This window comes from Sphingomonas donggukensis (assembly GCF_023674425.1).
In the GTDB taxonomy this organism is placed as follows: Bacteria; Pseudomonadota; Alphaproteobacteria; order Sphingomonadales; family Sphingomonadaceae; genus Sphingomonas; species Sphingomonas donggukensis.
The window spans coordinates 698,356-717,220 of record NZ_CP098401.1 but is presented as its reverse complement, the minus strand read 5'-3'; the positions used below and the strand labels follow the sequence as shown (position 1 = coordinate 717,220).

Annotated in this window: 13 protein-coding genes; 3 read left to right on the top strand and 10 right to left on the bottom strand. The window is 70.1% G+C overall.

Annotated elements, in window-relative coordinates; translation table 11 throughout:
* Positions 1-8 precede the first annotated feature (8 nt).
* The 10 genes from addA to M9980_RS03500 form a co-directional block, all read right to left on the bottom strand.
* Positions 9-3,416, bottom strand: a complete 3,408-nt coding sequence (gene addA, locus M9980_RS03545) for a double-strand break repair helicase AddA (protein WP_250753399.1) — start codon at positions 3,414-3,416, stop codon at positions 9-11.
* Entirely contained in the window at positions 3,403-6,333 is a 2,931-nt protein-coding gene (addB, locus tag M9980_RS03540) for a double-strand break repair protein AddB (RefSeq protein ID WP_250753397.1), read from the bottom strand. Before addB ends, addA begins: the two co-directional genes overlap by 14 nt.
* Entirely contained in the window at positions 6,326-7,084 is a 759-nt protein-coding gene (locus M9980_RS03535; protein WP_250753395.1) for a nucleotidyltransferase family protein, read from the bottom strand. The genes addB and M9980_RS03535 overlap by 8 nt, the downstream gene beginning before the upstream one ends.
* Complete coding sequence (locus tag M9980_RS03530; protein WP_250753393.1) at positions 7,081-8,058, bottom strand: aminoglycoside phosphotransferase family protein; 978 nt, start codon at positions 8,056-8,058, stop codon at positions 7,081-7,083. Before M9980_RS03530 ends, M9980_RS03535 begins: the two co-directional genes overlap by 4 nt.
* Complete coding sequence (gene tsaE / locus M9980_RS03525) at positions 8,043-8,525, bottom strand: tRNA (adenosine(37)-N6)-threonylcarbamoyltransferase complex ATPase subunit type 1 TsaE (RefSeq protein WP_250753390.1); 483 nt, start codon at positions 8,523-8,525, stop codon at positions 8,043-8,045. Before tsaE ends, M9980_RS03530 begins: the two co-directional genes overlap by 16 nt.
* The gene (locus M9980_RS03520; RefSeq protein ID WP_250753387.1) at positions 8,522-10,867 is read right to left on the bottom strand and encodes a sensor histidine kinase; all 2,346 of its coding nucleotides are present in this window, start codon (positions 10,865-10,867) and stop codon (positions 8,522-8,524) included. The genes tsaE and M9980_RS03520 overlap by 4 nt, the downstream gene beginning before the upstream one ends.
* Positions 10,868-11,061: 194 nt before the next feature.
* Entirely contained in the window at positions 11,062-12,483 is a 1,422-nt protein-coding gene (gene ahcY, locus M9980_RS03515; protein ID WP_250753384.1) for an adenosylhomocysteinase, read from the bottom strand.
* A 204-nt stretch (positions 12,484-12,687) separates the two neighbouring features.
* Positions 12,688-14,217, bottom strand: a complete 1,530-nt coding sequence (locus M9980_RS03510; protein WP_250753382.1) for a DUF4139 domain-containing protein — start codon at positions 14,215-14,217, stop codon at positions 12,688-12,690.
* Entirely contained in the window at positions 14,217-15,635 is a 1,419-nt protein-coding gene (locus tag M9980_RS03505) for a DUF4139 domain-containing protein (protein WP_422921382.1), read from the bottom strand. Before M9980_RS03505 ends, M9980_RS03510 begins: the two co-directional genes overlap by 1 nt.
* A 70-nt stretch (positions 15,636-15,705) precedes the next feature.
* Positions 15,706-16,266, bottom strand: coding sequence for a YqgE/AlgH family protein (locus M9980_RS03500; RefSeq protein ID WP_250753379.1), 561 nt, complete (start codon positions 16,264-16,266; stop codon positions 15,706-15,708).
* A gap of 117 nt (positions 16,267-16,383) precedes the next feature.
* Here M9980_RS03500 and M9980_RS03495 point away from each other — a divergent pair, with 117 nt between their 5' ends.
* The 3 genes from M9980_RS03495 (at position 16,384) to M9980_RS03485 (ending at position 18,852) form a co-directional block, all read left to right on the top strand.
* Positions 16,384-16,866 carry a peroxiredoxin gene (locus tag M9980_RS03495; protein WP_250753378.1) on the top strand — a complete coding sequence of 161 codons (483 nt, stop codon included), beginning with the start codon at positions 16,384-16,386 and terminating at the stop codon, positions 16,864-16,866.
* Positions 16,867-16,989: 123 nt separating this feature from the next.
* A complete protein-coding gene (locus tag M9980_RS03490) occupies positions 16,990-17,304 on the top strand; it encodes a hypothetical protein (RefSeq protein WP_250753376.1) in 315 nt (104 codons plus the stop codon).
* Between the two features lie 108 nt (positions 17,305-17,412).
* Positions 17,413-18,852 (top strand): AMP nucleosidase, encoded by a 1,440-nt coding sequence (locus M9980_RS03485; RefSeq protein WP_250753374.1) that lies wholly within the window; start codon positions 17,413-17,415, stop codon positions 18,850-18,852.
* Positions 18,853-18,865 lie beyond the last annotated feature (13 nt).

Below are 18,865 nucleotides of genomic sequence, written 5' to 3'. Positions count from 1 at the left end.
CTCCCCGCTCAAGCGCGCGAGGGCAAGCTTTGCTCCGTCGCGGGCAAACCGGGCTTGTGCGCGGCGAGCGTCGCCGCCTCGATTTCGAACAGCGCGGGGCCGCTTGCGTACAGCAACGCCGCGCTGACGGCGCGGTCGGGGAAGATCACCGCGAGCGCGGCGGCATAAGCGCCCATCTGGCGCAGATGATAGGGCGGGATATCCGCCGCGGTCGCAGGCACGCGGCGTCCGGTCTTGAAATCGACCACGCGCACCGCGTCGTCGGCCACCACCAGCCGGTCGACCGTGCCCGCGATAACCGATCCGCCGACCGTCGCCGCGATCGGCGCTTCCGCAAGCGAATCCGGCCCGAACAGGTCGGCAAAGCGCGGGTCGGCGATCACGCCGCATACTGCATCGGCGATCTCCTCCCGCGCCGCCGCATCCGCCACCGCGCCCGAATGTTCGAGCCAACGCAGCGCCGCCGCCCGCCGCCGGTCGGGCGCGACCGCGGGCAGCCGCTCGAAAAGCGCATGGATCAAACGCCCGCGCTCGGCGGCGGCGCGCATCGCGGGGGTCGGTGGGGGATCGGCCACGGCATCGTCGCCGATCGCCGAGGGCGCGAGAGGACGCGGCGGGCGCGCTTCCTGCGGCGCCGGCGCGCGGGCCCAGTCGGGCAGCGGCACGGCGGCATCGGCCACCGCGCGTGGGGCGCGGGCCTTGACCGGCAAGGCGGGCGCCGAACCAACGAACTCCCGTTCTCCATCCCCGGCAACGCCGAGCGCGTCGAACGCCCGCGTCGCCGCCGCGTACCAGCTCGCCGCCGGCGCTTCGCCCGCCATCCGCGGCGAAAGCGCGCCGGTCACCACCAGCCGCTCCTCCGCGCGCGTCGCCGCGACGTAGAACAGCCGCCAATGCTCCTCCAATTCGCGCCGCTCCGCCTCCGCGACCACGGCGTCGAGCGGCGAGCCCACCCGCTCAGCCCCGCGCGGGCGGAACACCGGCAGCGCTACGCCCTCCACATCCCACTTCAATATATCGCGGCGGACGTTGGCCGGATCGGCGGTGGCGTCGGCCAGGATCACCAGCGGCGCCTGCAACCCCTTCGCCCCATGCGCGGTCATGACCCGCACCGCATCGAGCGGCGCCGACGGATCGCGCACGATCTCCACATCGCCGCGGTCGAACCAGTCGAGGAAGCGTTGCAGCGACGGCGTCGCATTGCCCTCGAACGTCAGCGCCGCGCCGAGCAGTTCCTCGATCGGATCGCGCGCCTCCTCGCCCAGCCGCGCGAGCAGCTTGCGTCGCCCGTCGAGCGGCCCCGACAGCAGATCCTCCAGAAACCGGTAGGGTGTGGTGAAATCGGCCCGCCCGAGCATGTCGGTCAGCGGTTGCAGCCGCGCCTCGTCCTGCGTCTTGCGCAGGTGCCGCCACAGGCCGCCGCGCTCACGCATCGCGGCGTGCATCAGCTCGTCCTGGGTCCACCCGATCAGCGGCGACACCAGCAGGCTGGCGAGGCTGAGGTCGTCATCGGGCTGCAACACGAAGCGCATCGCCGCCAGCAGATCCTGCACCGCCAGCGGCGCATTCAGCCGCAGGCGATCGACCCCGGCGACCGGCACCCCCTCGGCATACAATCGCGCGACGATCAGCGCGGCCAGGTCGCCGCGGCGCTTGACCAGGATCATCACATCCTCGGGTGCCAGCATCCGCCCCTTGCTGTCGAGCGGCAGCGTGCCGATCCAGCCCTTCACCGCGCTGGCGATCCGGCGGGCGTGGACGAGCGTCGCGTCGTCGACCCAGCCTTCCTCCGCATCGTCGTCGCCACCGGCGACGGTCGGGGTCCATAGCGCGACGCTACCCGGCCCCTCGATCTCGCTGGCGTGCGGTTCGCGCTCATCGACGCCCAGCCCCGGTTCGGGCAGCGCGTCGATCGCGGCGTCGACGAACTCGAGCACCGGGCGGGTCGATCGAAAGCTGCTGGTCAGCGACAGCGGGGTCAGCCGCGGCTCCTCGCGCCCATCCTCGTCGGCGGCGATGCTGGCGCGTTCGAAATGCTGATGGGCGGCGGCGAAATAGATCGGGCTGGTGCCCTGAAACCCGAAAATCGCCTGCTTGTAGTCGCCGACCGTGAACAGCGTGCGGCCCACCTCGCCACGTGCGCCTTCGCCTGCGAAGAATTCGTCGGCCAGCGCGCGGACGATGCGCCACTGGGCAGGGTTGGTGTCCTGCGCCTCGTCGATCAAAAGATGATCGGTCGCCTGGTCGAGCTTGAAGCGGATCCAGTCGCCCATGCCGGGCTGGTCGAGCAGCGCGACGGTCGCGCGGATCAGGTCGTCGAAATCGACGCCGCCCAACCGCCGCTTTGCCGCGCGGTAGGCATCGGCATAGGCGCGGCCCGCATCCAGCGCGCCGGCGAGCAGATCGGCATAAGCGGCGCGGTCGGCCAGTGCGACCAGCTCGGCGCAGCGGTCCCCCAGGTCGAGCGCCATGTCCGCATAATCGACGTTGATCGCCAGCAGCTTGGCCGATGCCTTGCGCGGTTCGCCCTTGCCGGTGCGGAACACGCTGGCGAGATCGGGCAGCGTCGCGGCGCGCTCGGCGGGTGCGGCGGCGAGCCAGCGTTCGACCGTCGCGGCATGGCCGGCGCCGGTGGCGGTACCCCAGGCGTGGTTGGCGTCGGCGACCTGGCGCAGCGATTCGACGTCGAACGCATCGTCGCTACAGCCCGCCGCGATTTCCTCCGATATGTCACCGGTCGGCAGGTCGAGCGCGCGGCGCAGCCACGGCTGCACGCCGCTCGGCAACGCCACCATCGCATCCGGTGCACGAGCGCACGCGAGCAGGAACGCCTCCGCCCCGCCCTCGCCCAGCCGCAGGCTCAGCGCGCCGACCGCGTCGACCAGCCGCGTGCGCCCGACCGCTTCCTCATCGACCAGCATCGCCGCCAGCGCCTCGCGCGCCAGCACGACTTCCTCGCGCGCGTCGAGCGGTCGGAAGCCGGGGACCAGCCCCGCCTCGACCGGGAAGCCGGCGAGCAGGCTCTGGCAGAACCCATGGATGGTCTGGATGCGCAGGCCACCGCCCGGCGCGTCGAGGACTTTCGCAAACAAGGTCCGCGCGCGCCGCTGTTCGTCGGGGCCCGACGCCTCGCCCAGCGCCTCGAGGTCGTGGAACAGCGCGGCGCTGTCCGCGCGCACCCACCGCGCCAGCGTCCCGCTGATCCGGCTCGCCATTTCCGCGGCACCCGCCTTCGTAAAGGTCAGGCACAGGATCGCGGATGGATCGACCCCGCGCAGCAGCAGGCGATAGACGCGCGCCGCCAGCACCTGCGTCTTGCCGGTGCCCGCCGACGCCGACAGCCAGACGTGGCGCGTCGGGTCGCTCGCCGCGCCCTGGTTACCGCGTAAGGGGTGGACGACGCTACTCACGGCCATACCATTCGTCGCGGCGCATCAGCTGGTCGTACTCCGAATAGGGCGCATATTCGGGCACCAGCTTGGCGGTGAACGGCGCGTTGCCCGTCAGCCAATGCGCCGCGGCCTCGCCGAAAGCGGCGGCGGCGATGCCGGTGAAGTCTGCAGTGACGATGCGGTCGCGCTTGCCCGCGGGATCGACCGGGGTCGCGACATAGCCGAAGCCGTCGCGGCCCTTGCCCAGCGACCAATATTCGAACGCGCCCGCGGTGCCGCGTACGCCGTCGAACCCGCCACGCTCGGCGATCAACCCAAGCAGTCCGAGTTGCAGGCTGAACCCTGCGCGCACCGCAGCGGCGGTGGGCGGCTTGCCCGTCTTGTAATCGACGATGGCGATGCTGCCGTCGGCAAGGCGATCGAGACGGTCGAAGGTGCCGTTGAGTGTCACGCCGGCGATCGCGATCTCGCCCCGCCGCTCGACCGCTTCGACCTCGCGGCCCTCGGCGCGTATCGCCGTGATCTCGCTGGCGATCCAGTCGATAGCCTCCAGCAACCGCGGTTGCCACAACGCGCGCATCATCGGATGCGCGTCCGCCAGCCACGCGATCGTGCGCCGACGCAGCGTGTCGGGGGCAAGGCCGTCCGCCTCCCACGCCGCCTTCAGGATCGCGTGCACCGCCGTCCCGCGCCACGCCGCGGTCGGATCGGCGTCGACGGCGTCGAGCGCGCGCAGGCGCAGCATCTTCTGGGCGTAGAAGGCGTAGGGGTCGGCCTTCAGCCGGTCGACATCGGTCACCGCGATCGTGCGCGGGCGCAGTGCAGCGGCGGGGACCGGCTCAGGCCGATCGACCGGGGTCGGCACGCCGCCATGATCGATCGCACGCGCCCATGCCGCCAGCCGATCGTCGCGCGCCCAAGCCTCCCCGGCGAGCGCCTGCAACCGCAGCCAGAACCTCGACGCAATCGTGGGCGACCGCGCATCGCGGCGCGCACGGGTCAGCAACACCTGCGGCGCGCCTAGCCCGCTCGCCAAGTCGTGCGCGGCGAGCCCGATGCGGAACTCCAGCCCGGGCAGGCCCAGCTCGGCGCGGATGCGCGGGGCGAGCCACGGGTCGGGCGACGGAATGCCCGGCCACACGCCCTCGTTCAGCCCTCCGAGGACCATCAGGTCGGCGGTCTGCAGCCGCGCTTCGAGCAGGCCGTAGATGGCGAGGCGGGGGTGCCCCCCCTGCTGCGGGCGCACCGCAGTCTCGTCCATCAACGTGCGCAACAGCGCGGGCAGCGACGCGCTCGCCACGACCGGCGGACCGAGTTCGGCGCGGTGCTCCAGATCGGCGATCAGTTCCGCGGCGGCACGCCCCTCCGCGCGCGCCCACACGCCGTCGCCGCATAGCGTCCCCGCGGCGTCGCGCAGGCAGGCGAGCATTGCAGCGAGCGAGCCCTTGCCGTCCGTGAAGCCCGCGGCGAGCGGCTCCAGCAGCGCCTGCACCCCCGGCCAAGCCTCCGCCGCCGCGCCGCCATGTGCGGCGAAATGCTCGGCAAGGCCGGCCAAGCCGATCGGCGGTCGCGGCCCACGGAGCGCAAGGTCTAGGGCACGAACCCCGGCCAGCCATGCGCCGCGATCGGCGCCAGCCGCGACCAGCGGGTGTTTCAGCAATGCCAGCAGCGGCAACGGTGCGAAATCCCCGGTCGCCGCCTCCGCCAGCGCCAGCAGCAGCGTGCCGGGCGGCATCTGTGACAGCGGCTGGCCTGCCGAATCGTCGATCGCGATCCCCCAGCGCGCGCACAGCGCACCTACCCGCCGCGCCAGCGCACGATCGGGGGTGATGAGCGCGCCCGTCCGCCCCGGCGTCTCCAGCACCTCGCGCAGTGCGAGCGCGATCGCCTGCGCTTCCTCCGCCGGTGTCGCCACCTCGATCGCGGCGACCCCACCCAGGTTGCGGTCCCCCCGCGCCAGCGCCGACCAGCCGTGGGTGAAATCCGCGGGCGCAAGTGCGGTTGCAATGGCGCGGCTGCGCGCCGGCGGCGCATCGACTTCCGACGCCGCGCGCCACGTGCGGAATTCCCCGCGCGCGACCTGCATCCGGTCGAGCAGCAGCTTCAGGTGAAACTGCGGGTGCGTGGTCTCGGCCCGCGCCCGTCGCCCGGTGACGGGGTCGGGCGCATGCGGCCCCAGCGCTTCCCACTCGGCATCGCCCATCGCCAGGCCGAGGCCGGGCAGCACGACCATGCCCTTGTCCAGCCCGGCGACGACGCGCAGCAGCCGCGCCACCGCGGGCGCGGCGGAGGTGACGCCGGCGGTGCAGACGAACCCGGCGGGCGGCACATCCCGCCACGCCGCGCCGACGCGATCGAGCAGCCGCGACCGCCGCTCGGCCAGCGCGATCCGCCCGCGTTCGCCGAGTACCTGCGGCCAGCGATCGAGCACCAGCGCGAAACTCGACAGCGCGCGCTCCCAATGCGCCGACAGCCCCTCCGCCAGCGTTACGTCGCGGAGCCGCTCGGGCGCGATTTCCTCGACCAGCAATTGGTCGAGCGTGCGCGCGAGGTCGCCGGCCAGCCGCACCGCCTCGGCTGCGTCGAGCGCCGGATCGGCCTCCTGCACCAGCCGCGCGAGCAGCATGCGGCGTTCCATCGGTTCGATCGCGGGGGGGATCGGTGCGGTATCGTCGGCGGAATCGAACAGCGCGCCGACGCTTTCGTCCAGTTCGGCATCGCCGACCGCGACGATCCGCGGCAGCAGCAGCGCGCCGCCGCTTGCGCGCACGAAGGCGTCGACGATGGCGCGGCGCGCGCGGTTGGTCGGCACGATGACGATGCCGCGCGCCAGATCGGTCGCGTCGCCCCCGAACCGGCGCAGCAATCCCGCGACCAATGCATCGGCGAACGCCCGGTGCGGCGGAATCGAATAGAGCCGAAGCCGCCGGGCCTCAGCCATCGGCCAGCATCGCCTCAGTCGCGCCAATCGCCGCGGGCGTGCCGACGTCGAACCACAGCCCCTGGTGGACAAGGCCATAGGCCCGCCCCGCCTCTATCGCGCGGTTCCAGAACAGGTTGGTGGAGAACGGCCCATCGGGCGCATCGACGATCACGCGCGGGTGGATCATCTGCACGCCGGTATAGACGAACGGCGCCAGCCGCCCCGCCCGCCGCCGCGCGGTGATGCGTCCGTGAGCGTCGAGGTGGAAATCGCCCTTGCCGCCGTGGCTGTGCGCGCGCGCCAGCGGTACGAGCAGCAGCAGCACATCCATCGCGCCGTCGTCCCACGCCGCCGCCAGCGCGCGGATCGCATCGGTCGGGCCGTCGACCCAGAGATTGTCGGAGTTCGCGCACAGGATGGGCTGGTCGCCGAGCTCCGGCAGCGCCTTCACCAGACCGCCCCCGGTTTCGAGCAGTTGCGCGCGCTCGTCCGAAACGACGATCTCGATGCCCGCGGCCCGCGCCCGCAAATGCGCTTCAAGAGCGTCGGCCATGTAATGGACGTTGACCACCGCCCGCTTGACCCCCGCCGAGCGAAGCCGGTCGAACACATGGTCGATCAGCGGCTTGCCCGCGACCTCGACCAGCGGCTTGGGACGGGTCGCGGTCAGCGGGCGCATCCGCTTGCCCAGCCCCGCGGCCATCACCATCGCCGTCTCCGGCACGCGCCCGCCGGGATCGGGCCGGATCGCGAGCGTGCGCGCGGTCATGCGCCGGCGATCACCATAGGGTCGCCGCGCAGATCCATCGGCAGGTGGGCGTCGAACCACGCCTTCACCGGCGCCAACGCCGGATGCGCGAGGTCGCGGTTCAGATAGCCCCAGACGCGCGGGCACAGCCCCGGATAGCGCGGCTTGCCGTCGCGTTGCCACAGGCGGGTGAAGATGCCGACGATCTTCGCATTCCGCTGCGCGCCGAGGACATGATAGGCCGTCACGAAATCCTCGCCCGCGCCGGTGATGCGCAGGTATCGATCGAGCAGCGCCGCCTCCAGATCGGGATGCACGTCGCGCCGCGCATCCTGCAACAGCGACACTAGGTCGTAGGCGGGATGCCCGGCCAGCGCGTCCTGGAAATCGAGCAGGCCCATGCCGCGATCGATCAGCATGAGGTTTTCGGCATGATAATCACGCAGCACCGTCACCGGCGCCTCCGCGATGGCAAGCGGCAGAACCTGGTCCCAAGCCGCGACATAGCCGGCGACATCCGCCTCCACACCGATCGCCGGGCAATACCATTCGGTCAGCAACGCGGCCTCGCGGTGCAGGTGCTCGGCGTCATAGGCGGGCACGTCGGCAGCGGGGTGGTCGCACAGCTGGATCAGTACATCGACCGCCTGCTCGTACAGGCGCAGCTCGCTCTCGGGCGCGGCATCGGCAGTCTCACGCATGCGCGCATCGCCGAAATCTTCGAGCAGGACGAGGCCGTGCTGAAGGTCGCTGCCCAGGATCGCCGGCGCACCGAAGCCGCGCTCGCCCAGCCATTCCGCGACCGCGATGAAGGGGCGCGGATCTTCGTGCGGGGGCGGCGCGTCCATCAGGATCGCGGTGCGCTCATGTCCGACCGCGCGGAAATATCGCCGGAACGACGCATCCCCGGCCAGCGGCAGGATTTCGGCATCGTCCCAGCCGAGGCGGGCGAGAAATTCGGGCGCCGCGGCGGGCGGATTCATGTCGGGGGCCATCGGTCCTCCCATGCCGCGGGCACCTGCGCTGTCAAGGCGCGCGCGCCGTCATCGGCGACGGCCAGCGTCAGCCACAAGGCGTCCCGCCAATATTCCGCGCCAAGCCGCTCGGGCCATTCGACGATCAGCACGCTGTCGTCGCGCGCGTCGTCCAGCCCCAGCTCATCGACCTCTGCCACATCGTCGATGCGGTAGAGATCGACGTGCAGCACGGGCAGCTCCGTTTCGGGCGGGGCGTAAGGCTGGACGATCGCGAAGCTCGGGCTCGGCGCCTCTCCGGCGAGGCCGAGCGCAGCCAGAAGGCCGCGCGCGATGCTGGTCTTGCCCGCCCCCAGCGGCCCCGACAGCGCGATGACGTCGCCGACCCGCGCGACCCGTGCCAATGCCGCGCCCAGAGCCTCGGACGCCTCGGGACCATGCAGGCGTAAAGGGCGCTCCGGCCCGTCCGTCGCGGCGTGTCCCGTCATCCCCGCGGCAATTCGATCGTCACCAGCGTGCCATGCCCCGGCTCACTGACCAGCGCGATCGTGCCGCCGTGCGCCTCAACGAAGCGTTTTGCGAGCGGCAGGCCCAGCCCCAGCGCGCGCTCGCTGCCGCGCGCGATGCGGGTCTGCGCGAATCGATCGAACGCGCGCGCCGCCGCGTCGGCGGTCATGCCCTCGCCGTCATCGGATACCACGATGCGTGCCGCCTTCGCCGTGCCGTCGATGTGCAGCAGAACGCGCCCGCCCGTTCGCGTCCCGTCGATCGCATGGCGCAGCAGATGCTCGACCGCCTCACGCAGCCGCTCGGGATCGCCCGCCACCGATCCCGCGCTGCCCAGCACATCGACCGCCAGTTCGACCCCGCGTGCCCGCGCGGCATGCGCGACCGTCTCGACCGCGGCACCCGCCAGCAACTCCAGGTCGACCGCCGCGCGCCGGCCCGCAGCATCGTCCTGCGTCAGGTCGAGCACGTCGTCGACCAGCACCGACAATCGCTCGACCGAAGCCAGGATCGCCTCGGCATAGGCGGTGCCGCTTTCGCTCAATTCGCCCGCATAGCCGGCGTGCAGCATCTCTGCGAAGCCCTTGATCGACGTCAGCGGGGTGCGCAGTTCGTAGCTCATGGTGGCGACGAACGCGGTCTTCACTTGGTCCGCCGCCTCCAGCGCCTCGTTACGGTCTGTCAGCGCGCGCTCGACGCGGCGGCTGGCGGTCACGTCGATCATCGTGAACAGCGCGTTGCCGTCGGGCAGCGGGACCGCGGCGAATTCGAAGTGCCGGCCATCGGCGAACACGAAGCGCCCGCCACGCTGCACCCGGTCTACCGTCGCCGATCGGATCAGGTCGCCCATCGCGCCTGCGCGCTGCGGGTTCTCCAGCCGGTCCGCCGCCGCCTTCGCCAGCGCATCGATGCGCGGGTGGGTATTGAGGAGCGCCTCGTCGAAGCCCCACAGCAGGCGGAATTTCTGGTTCCATATCTGCAGGCGCCCGTCCGCCGCGAATACGCCCAGCGCCTCGTACAGATTGTCGAACGTCGCGGTCCGCACGCGCAGCAGCGTGTCGCGGGCGCTGGCCAGTTGGACCTGCTCGGTGCGGTCCTCGAAGATGGTCAGCAGGCCGCCGTCGGGCAGCGGCTGTGCGACGACGCGCAGGTGGACGCCGCCCGACAGGTGCCACTGCTCCTCCTCGCCGCCCTCGGTCGAGACGAACCACTCGCGGCGCTCCGCCTTCCACGTCGGGAAGTCGCGGACTTCGGGCACGCGCCCCGCCTCGCGCATGCGCTCCAGCACGCGGTCGAACTCGGGGCGGTCGCGCAGCCATTCGTCCTTCATCGCGAAGATGCGCCGGAACGGCTGGTTGCAAAAGGTCAGGCTGCGGTCGGCGGAGAATTGCGCGACCCCGGCGGACAGGCGGTCGAGCATCGCGCGCTGTGCCTCGCCGAACCGCTTGATGCCGCCGCGCGCCTGCTCCAGATCCTCGATATCGACGGCATAGCCCGCAACTCCGCCGCCGGGCAGCGGCACGTCGTGGATGCGCAGCATCCGCCGCGCACCGCCGATCGTCGCCGGCACCGCCATCATCTGAGGCTGGTCGGTATCGCGCGCGATCGCGGCATTGGCGAGCGGTCCGCCCATCCCCGATCCTTCGACGAGCTCCAGCGCGCGGTCGATCGCGTCTCGGGCGTCGCGCGCCTCGACCGCCGCGACATAGGCCGAATTGACCATCGCCAGCGCCATGTCGTCGTCGCGGTACCACATCGGCATCGGCGCCGCCTCGATCAGGCCCGAGAGCGCATCGAACGCCGCGGTCGCCTCGGCGCGGTCGGCGGCCAGTCGCGCGATCACGTCCTCGCTTTCGGTCGCGTCGGCGAACCACAGCACGACCCCGCCCGGCGCCAGCGCCGCCTCGGGCGCGCGCGCGCCGGTGATCATCAGCTTGCGCGCCGATCCGCGTGCCTGCACCGCCATCTGGAACGGGCGCCCGGCGCGTTGCGCCGCCGCGACATCCTGCGCCAGCGCCTCGGCATCGGCGGGCACCAGCCCCTCGTCATGGCGAGTCAGGTCGGTCAGGTAGCGCGGCTCGACGCTCAGTCCCAGCCAGTCGATCACGCGCCGCGGCAGGTCGATGCGCCCGTCCGCGCGCACGATCGCCGCCTGCGCGGGGGCCTGCGCCAGCACCGCCGCATCGCGCGCCGCCCCCTCGCCCGCCGCCCGAGCCGCCGCCCGCGTCGTCAGCCCGACGTACAGCGCCCAGCCGGCCCCGCCGACGATCAGCGCCAGCACGGCACCGGCCAGCGCAAGCGTCACCGCCGACACGGCAATCACGCGCGCACCGCGTGCAACATCGTCGAACCGGGGACCGGGAAGGAATGGGCGCCGCTCACCGTCCGGTCTCTAGGCGATTTCCCCGACCCACGGGAAGCGCCGCGGCGGCGGCGGGCCATAAAAAAACGGCGGAGCGGCGACCTGCGTCGCGCCCCGCCGTGTTTCATCCGTTCGCCGCTCGGCGACCGGTCGGATCAGTAGCGATAATGATCCGGCTTGAACGGGCCCTCGACCGGCACGCCGATGTAGCCGGCCTGCTTCGGGGTCAGCTTGCTGAGCTTTACGCCGAGCTTTTCGAGGTGCAGCGCGGCGACCTTTTCGTCGAGGTGCTTCGGCAGGACATAGACCTGGTTCTGGTACTTCTCGCCCGCGGTCCACAGTTCGATCTGGGCGAGCGTCTGGTTGGTGAACGACGACGACATCACGAACGACGGGTGGCCGGTCGCGCAGCCCAGGTTCACCAGACGCCCCTTGGCGAGGATGATGATCTGCTTGCCGTCGGGGAACTTCACCAGGTCGGTGCCCGGCTTCACCTCGGTCCAATCGTAGTTCGACAGCGCGGCGATCTGAATCTCGCTGTCGAAGTGGCCGATGTTGCAAACGATCGACATCGGCTTCATCGCCTTCATGTGATCGGCGGTGATGACATCGGCGTTGCCGGTCGCGGTGCAGAAGATGTCAGCGCGCTCCACGGCCTCTTCCATCGTCACGACCTCGAAGCCCTCCATCGCGGCCTGCAATGCGCAGATCGGATCGACTTCGGTCACCAGGACGCGGGCGCCGCCGTTGCGGAGCGACTGGGCCGAACCCTTGCCGACGTCACCGAAGCCGGCGACGCAGGCGACCTTGCCGGCCAGCATCACGTCGGTCGCGCGACGGATCGCGTCGACCAGCGATTCCTTGCAGCCGTAGAGGTTGTCGAACTTCGACTTGGTGACGCTGTCGTTGACGTTGATCGCCGGGAACGGCAGCTCGCCCTTCTTCGCGATCTCGTACAGGCGGTGGACACCGGTGGTCGTCTCTTCCGACACGCCCTTCAGGTTCTTGACGGTCTCGGTCAGGTAGCCGGGGTACTTGGCCACGAACGCCTTCAGCGCGCGCTGGAACTCGACTTCCTCGTCGTTCTCCGGCTCGCCGAGCGTCGCGCCGGCCTCGAGCTTGGCGCCCCACAGTGCGAACATGGTGGCGTCGCCGCCGTCGTCCAGGATGATGTTGGCGGTCGTGCCATCACCATCGGCGCCCCAGTTGAAGATGTCGCCGACGTAATCCCAATATTCGGCCAGGCTCTCACCCTTCACCGCGAACACCGGCACGCCGGTCGCGGCGATGGCGGCTGCGGCGTGGTCCTGGGTCGAGAAGATGTTGCAGGTCGCCCAGCGGACGTCGGCGCCCAATGCGGTCAGCGTCTCGATCAGCACCGCGGTCTGGATCGTCATGTGCAGCGACCCGGTGATCCGCGCGCCCTTCAGCGGCTGCGATGCGCCGAATTCCTCGCGCAGCGCCATCAGGCCGGGCATCTCGGTCTCGGCGATCTCGATCTCGCGACGGCCGAATTCGGCGAGGCTGATGTCGGCGACGACATAGTCGGTCTTCTCGATGGCGGGTGCGGTGGCCACGGCAAAATTCTCCGAAAATCTGGATTGGATGCGCGGCGCCTTAGCGCCTGATCTGCGCCAGATCAAATATAAAGATATCTTTATATGTCGCGCGAGAGGCGAAGCCGCCAACACGAGCAAAGCGAAGTGTTGCAAGCGCGACCGGCCGGCGGCGCCAAAGCGCCGACCGACGAGCACGGAATTCACTTCCGTGCCGACCGCTCCTTACGAATAGGAATACGCCAGCGTCACTTCCCCGTTCGCCGGCACGGTCGCCATCCAGGTCCAGACCCCATCGACCCGTTCCACCGCGCTGGAAAAATCCTTGAGGTTGGTCGCCCCTGCCTGCCCGACCCGCACCTCGACTTTCACCGGAGATGCATTTGCATTGGTCAGCGTAACCGTCGCCCGTGCGTTCGCGTCTGCCGCCTGCGACACCATGACTTGACTGCTCGTCCCGGCGCCAAGGTTGAACTTCTGCCCCGCTGCGGTGTCACCGACCGTCCCCAGCCCGACCACCAGCCGCTCGCCACCGCGACGCTGGTAGATAGCGGACGTGCCCGCGGGCAGCGCGATGCCGAGGCCGCGGGCCGCTTCGTTGCGCATCCGCAGTTCGATCGGAACCGGGCGCGCGGCGAAGTTCGATGGCGCGACCTGCGTGCGATACACCCGCTCGTACGGCACGCCAGACTGACGCAGCAGCGCGACCTGCTTCTGCTGATTGGCCGCCACCGAGACCCGCATTGGCACGCGGTAGAGTTTCAGGTCGCCCAAGTCTTCGGGCGGTGGCGGCGGCGGCGGCGGTGCGGCCATCATCGCCGGCGGCGGCGGGGGCGGTGCGCCCTCGTAGCGCAGGCGGCTGCCGGTCACGACGATATCCTCGGCGCTTTCGAAGCTCTCGTCGGGCAGGTCGGACGTCGTCGTGCCCAGCGGAAAGCATTGCAGGCTGAGCGGCGCGGTGGCGGCGCGATAGGTCTGCACGAACCGCCGCTCCAGCCGCCCCGCGACCGCGCTGACCTCGGCATTGGCCAGCGTCTGCGCATTGCCGTTGGCCAGCGTCATCCACGCGAACAGATCGAGCGTACGGCCATCGGGCGCGATGTCGGCGACATAGCTGGCCGCCCAGTCGAAATCGCTGGTCAGGTACGACAGGGTGACGCGGGCGGTGGTCGCGCGCGGGCTGCGGGTGACGACGCTCAGCACCGGTTTCGCCGACAGCCCGGCGGGGATGCCGGCATAGACCGGCGTCTCGGGCAGGCCGGAGCAGCGCAGCGCCTCGATCCCTGCCGCGGTGCGCAGGATCACCCCCTGTGCCGGACCGGCGACGATGACCGCATCCTCCTCCCGCACCGCGCCGGTCGCGCGGTTGGTGCGGCGCAGGGTGACGTGCCGCCCGAGCGTGCCGTCGACCAGCGCCGCTGGCGACAGCAGGCGCGCGTCGCGGTTCTTTTCGATCGTCCCGCCGGGGAGGCCGCTGATGACCGCGCTGACCGGGATGATCCCCTCGGTCACGCCCTCGAACCGCACGGTCGATACCCCCGCGGGCAGGCGCACCGTACGGGTTTCGGTGACTAGCGCGAAGCCTTGCAGATATTGCAGGTCCATCGCCTGCCCCGCGCGGCGATAGGGGTTGCGATAGATGGTGACCGCGATGTTGGTCGGGGCCGAAGCTGCGATCGCGGGCGGCGGTGCATCCTGCGCACCCGCCGCCTGCGGTGTCGCCAGCACCACGGCCAGCGCGAGCCCGCGCCGCATCAGAACCGCGTGTCGAACGTCGCGGTCACCGTCGCCGTGCCGTTGGCGGGCACCGCGACATGCCACACCGCGGTATTCGAATCGCGGCGCTCGCTCTTCTGGCTTTCGGACACGATGCGATTGTCGACCCATGTCCAGTCGAGCCCCGACTGGACCAGATCGACCGTCACCGCGCGGTTGCGCGCGTTGGTCAGCGTGTAGCGCATCGCCGTGCGCCAGCGGTTGCCGCCGAGGCTCGTCCGCGTCTCGACCACCGGCAGCACCTTGACGTCGAAGGCGTCGCCGGTGCGCAGCGAGATCCGCGACCCCTGCGGCGTGTGCTCGATCGCATTCTCGCCGGTGAATTGCGGCTGGCCGCGCTGGTCGCGGACATAGACGCGGACGGTTCCCGCCGGCAGGGCATCGCCCAGGCCACCCGCGCGGGAGTTCGCAAAGCGCAGCATCGAGCCCGCGCTCACCGGCTCCTTCGCGCTGTTGAGCCACGGGTTGACGAATTCATACCCCGAACTCGCCGCCGCGCCCTTCACGTCCAGAAAGCTGACCTGCTTGGTCTGCTTGTCCGCGATCGTCGTGCGCTCGGCGAGGGGGTAGATGTAGAAGTCGCCGAGCTGCTCGCGGCCCGACGTTTCCGTCCCCCCCTGACGCAAGGGACGCGAAACCCGGCGCCGCGGCGGATAGGAGTTGTACTGGTTTTCCTGATCGACCGACGCGACCTCGCCTGCCACCAGAAGCGTCCGCGCGGCATTGAAGGTGGTACCCGTCGTGTTGCGCAGCGTCACCCACCCCTGCACGTCGATGACCCCGCTCTTCTCGTCGAACAGCGCGACATAATCCGCCTGCCACCCGAGCCCGCGAGTCAGGTACGACAGCGTGGCGGGACGGGCGCCCGCGCGCTCGCTCGCGAGCGTCACCGACAGCGTCGGGCTGGCGCGCAGGTTCGGGGGTATCTTGTCGAAGACAGCGCGCACCGGCAGGCCGTCGTCGCGCAGCACCTCGATCCGGTCGCCGATCTGCATCACGACACCGCCGTTGACCGCCAAGATCTTCGCCCGCTCACGCGTTTCCGCTCCGGTCGCGGGATTGGTACGCACCAGCGTGATCGTCTCGCCGACCGCATTCTGCATCAGACTGGTGGGGCTCAGCAGGTCGTAGTCGAAATTCTGCTCGACGATCGCGCTGCCGCCGGCGTCGAGTGATACCGTCTCGGGGCGAATCTGCGCGCTGACATCGGGGAACGACTGGCGCGAGGTTCCGGCGGGCAGGGTCAGCTGGCGAATGTCCTGCACCAGCGCGACGTCGTTGGTGTAGATGGTGACCGACAGGTCGCCCTGCGCCGACCCGGCGCCCGGCGCAGCCACCTGGGCAAGCGCCGCGCCCGGCAGCATCAGCAGGCAAGCTGTCAACGAATTCCGGATCATAGCGCGCGGTCCTCCCCGATTTTCGACCGGAGCATGGCGCACGCCGCGCCGAACCGCAACGGGCGCGGCGTCAGGCGTTGCCGGTCGTCGTCGCCAGCAACCGCGGGTCGATGCCGGCGCCGGCGAACCCCGCTTCCCAGCGATGCTCGGCCTCGGTTTCGAACAGCAGCGCGTCGTCGCCGGGCAGCGTGAACCAGCCGTGACGCGTCATCTCCTCGTCCAGCTGCCCGGCACCCCAGCCGGCGTAGCCCAGCGCCGGCAGCCACGCCGTCGGCCCCGTGCCCGCCGCGATCGCCTTCAGCACATCATGCGTTCCCGACAGCGACCAGCGCCCGGCGACGTCGATCGTGTCACCCCCGCCCCAATCGCGCGAATGCAACACAAAGCCACGTCGCGGCTCGACCGGACCGCCGTAATGCATCGGCACGTCGGGGGCGGCGCCGGGGTCGATGTCGAGCTGTTTCAGCACGTCGTGGAAGCTGATCGATTCGAGCAGGTGGCCGACGCCGATGCCCAGCGCCCCGTCCTCGTCATGGCTGCACATCGCGATCACCGATCGTTCGAACCGCGGATCGCCGATGCCGGGCATCGCCAGCAGGAACTGGCCGGTCAGAAAGCGCGTGGTCTCCATGACCGGCACCATAGTCGATCGCGAGCGCGTCGCCACCGCTTGAAAATTCTGCTGCGCCGTCCAGATGGAGCGCGAACCCGCCGCGCCACCCGTGCCGGGACAATCAGGAGCATTTCAATGACGATCAAGGTTGGCGACCGTATCCCCAGCGTCGGCTTCGCCAAGGCGACCGCCGATGGCCCGGAGGGCGTAAGCTCGGACGATTTCTTCGCCGGCCGCCGCGTCGCGCTGTTCTCGGTCCCCGGCGCCTTCACGCCGACGTGCTCGGCCAAGCACCTGCCCGGCTTCCTCGACAAGGCGGCGGACCTGAAGGCCAAGGGCGTGGACGAGATCGCCTGCACCGCGGTCAACGATGCGTTCGTGCTTGGCGCGTGGCGCGACCATAATAACGCCGGCGACGCGGTGACGATGCTGGCCGACGGCAATGGCGACTTCGCCAAGGCGACCGGCCTGACGATGGACGGGTCGAAGTTCGGCATGGGTACCCGCGGCCAGCGGTACTCGATGCTGGTGAACGACGGCGTCGTCGAGCAGCTGAACGTCGAGGCACCCGGCGAATTCAAGGTGAGCTCCGCCGAGCACATGCTCGAGCAGATGTGATCCGAACCGGTCGGGGTGGGTTCGCCAGCCCCGACCGGTACCGCGTGGCGTGGCGTGGCGACGGAACTTCGTTACGCTGCCGTTGGTTGGACGCCCGACTGTTTCGAAAGGGAGTTTCCGATCATGGCCGATTACAACACGACCACCGACACGCTGACCGCCGAGCCAAGCACGCTCGACAAGCTGACCGGCACGACCGCCGACGACCGCGACGAGATGGTCGCCGAGGCGCAGAAGACGCTCACCAGCGCCTATGAAACCGCGGTCGAGGCGGTGAAGCAGAATCCGAAGACCGCCGCCGCCATCGCCGCCGGTATCGCCGCGGCAATTGCCGGTGCAGCCTACGGCGCCAGCAAGCTCGGCAGCACCACGCCGAAGCCGCGCCGCGCGCCGGCGAAGCGTGCGCCCGCCAAGCGGACCCCGGCTGCCAAGAAGTAAATCCCGAACGGCGCCGGGCGTGATCGTCCGGCGCCGCTTTCTTGCAAGAGCCTGCGCGCAGCCCGCGGGAGTCTTGCCAGCGTAACGATGTCGCCCTACCCCCCGTAGATGACCAACGCTTCCGACATCGTCGCCGAACTCGATCGCCTTTATCTCGCCTCGGTCGCCCGCCTCAAATCGGCGCTGACCCAGTATCTGACCGACGGCACGCCGCCGCCCGCCGAAAGCCGGTTCGACGGATCGTTCGCCTACCCCGAAATCCGCCTCACTTTCCGTGCAGGCATCGACAAACCCGCGCCGCTCCGCTCTTTCGGGCGGCTGGTGACGCCGGGCGAATATGCCATCAGCGTGACGAAGCCGAGCATGTTCGCCGACTATCTGATCGAGCAGCTCGACCTGCTGATCGAGGATTACGACGTCGAGGTTCGCGCTTCCGAGGGACGTCAGGAAATCCCTTTCCCCTACGTGCTCGATCCCGGCCACGCGCTGGCGCTCGACGAAGTGTCGGCGCTCGACCTCGCGCGGCATTTCCCCGCAACCGAGCTCGCCCACATTGGGGACGAGATCGCCGACGGCAAATGGGAATCGGTCGACGGCATCCGCCCGCTGGCGCTGTTCGATGGCTTGCGCACCGACTTCAGCCTCGCGCGCCTGCGGCACTATACGGGCACGCCGCCGGAGCATTGCCAGCGATACGTGCTGTTCACGAACTACCACCGCTACGTCGATGAATTCGTCCGTTGGGGCGCGTCGCAGCTGACGCCGGGGTCGCGCTTCACCGGGCTCTCGGGCGCGGGCGGGATTGTCATCACCTCGCCCGATGAGGTCGACCGGATCGCCGGTGACAACAGCGCGTGGCGTCGGCACCAGATGCCGGCCTATCACCTGATGGCGGAGGACGGCACCGGCATCACGCTGGTCAACATCGGCGTCGGCCCCTCCAACGCCAAGACGATCTGCGACCATCTGGCCGTCATGCGGCCAGAGGCGTGGCTGATGATCGGGCATTGCGGTGGCCTGCGTCCGTCGCAGCGCATCGGCGACTACGTCCTCGCCCACGCGTACCTGCGCGACGATCATGTGCTGGACGACGTGCTGCCGCCGGAAATCCCGGTGCCCGCGATCGCCGAGGTTCAGGTCGCGATGGCGAAGGCTGCCGCGACGGTGTCGGGCCAGTCGGGCGAGGAGCTGAAACGCCGCCTGCGTACCGGTACGATTGTCACCACCGACGATCGCAACTGGGAACTGCGTTATTCGCAGTCGGCGCTGCGCTTCTCGCTCAGCCGTGCGGTCGGCATCGACATGGAATCGGCGACGATCGCCGCGCAGGGCTATCGCTTCCGCGTTCCCTACGGCACGTTGCTGTGCGTGTCGGACAAGCCGCTTCACGGCGAGTTGAAGCTGCCCGGCCAGGCCAACCGCTTCTACGAACGCGCGATCAACGAGCATATGCGAATCGGCATCGAAACCTGCGAGGAATTGCGGCGTGAGGGGCCGAAACTGCACAGCCGCAAGCTGCGCGCGTTCAGCGAGCCGCCGTTCCGGTAAGGCTTGCGGGCGG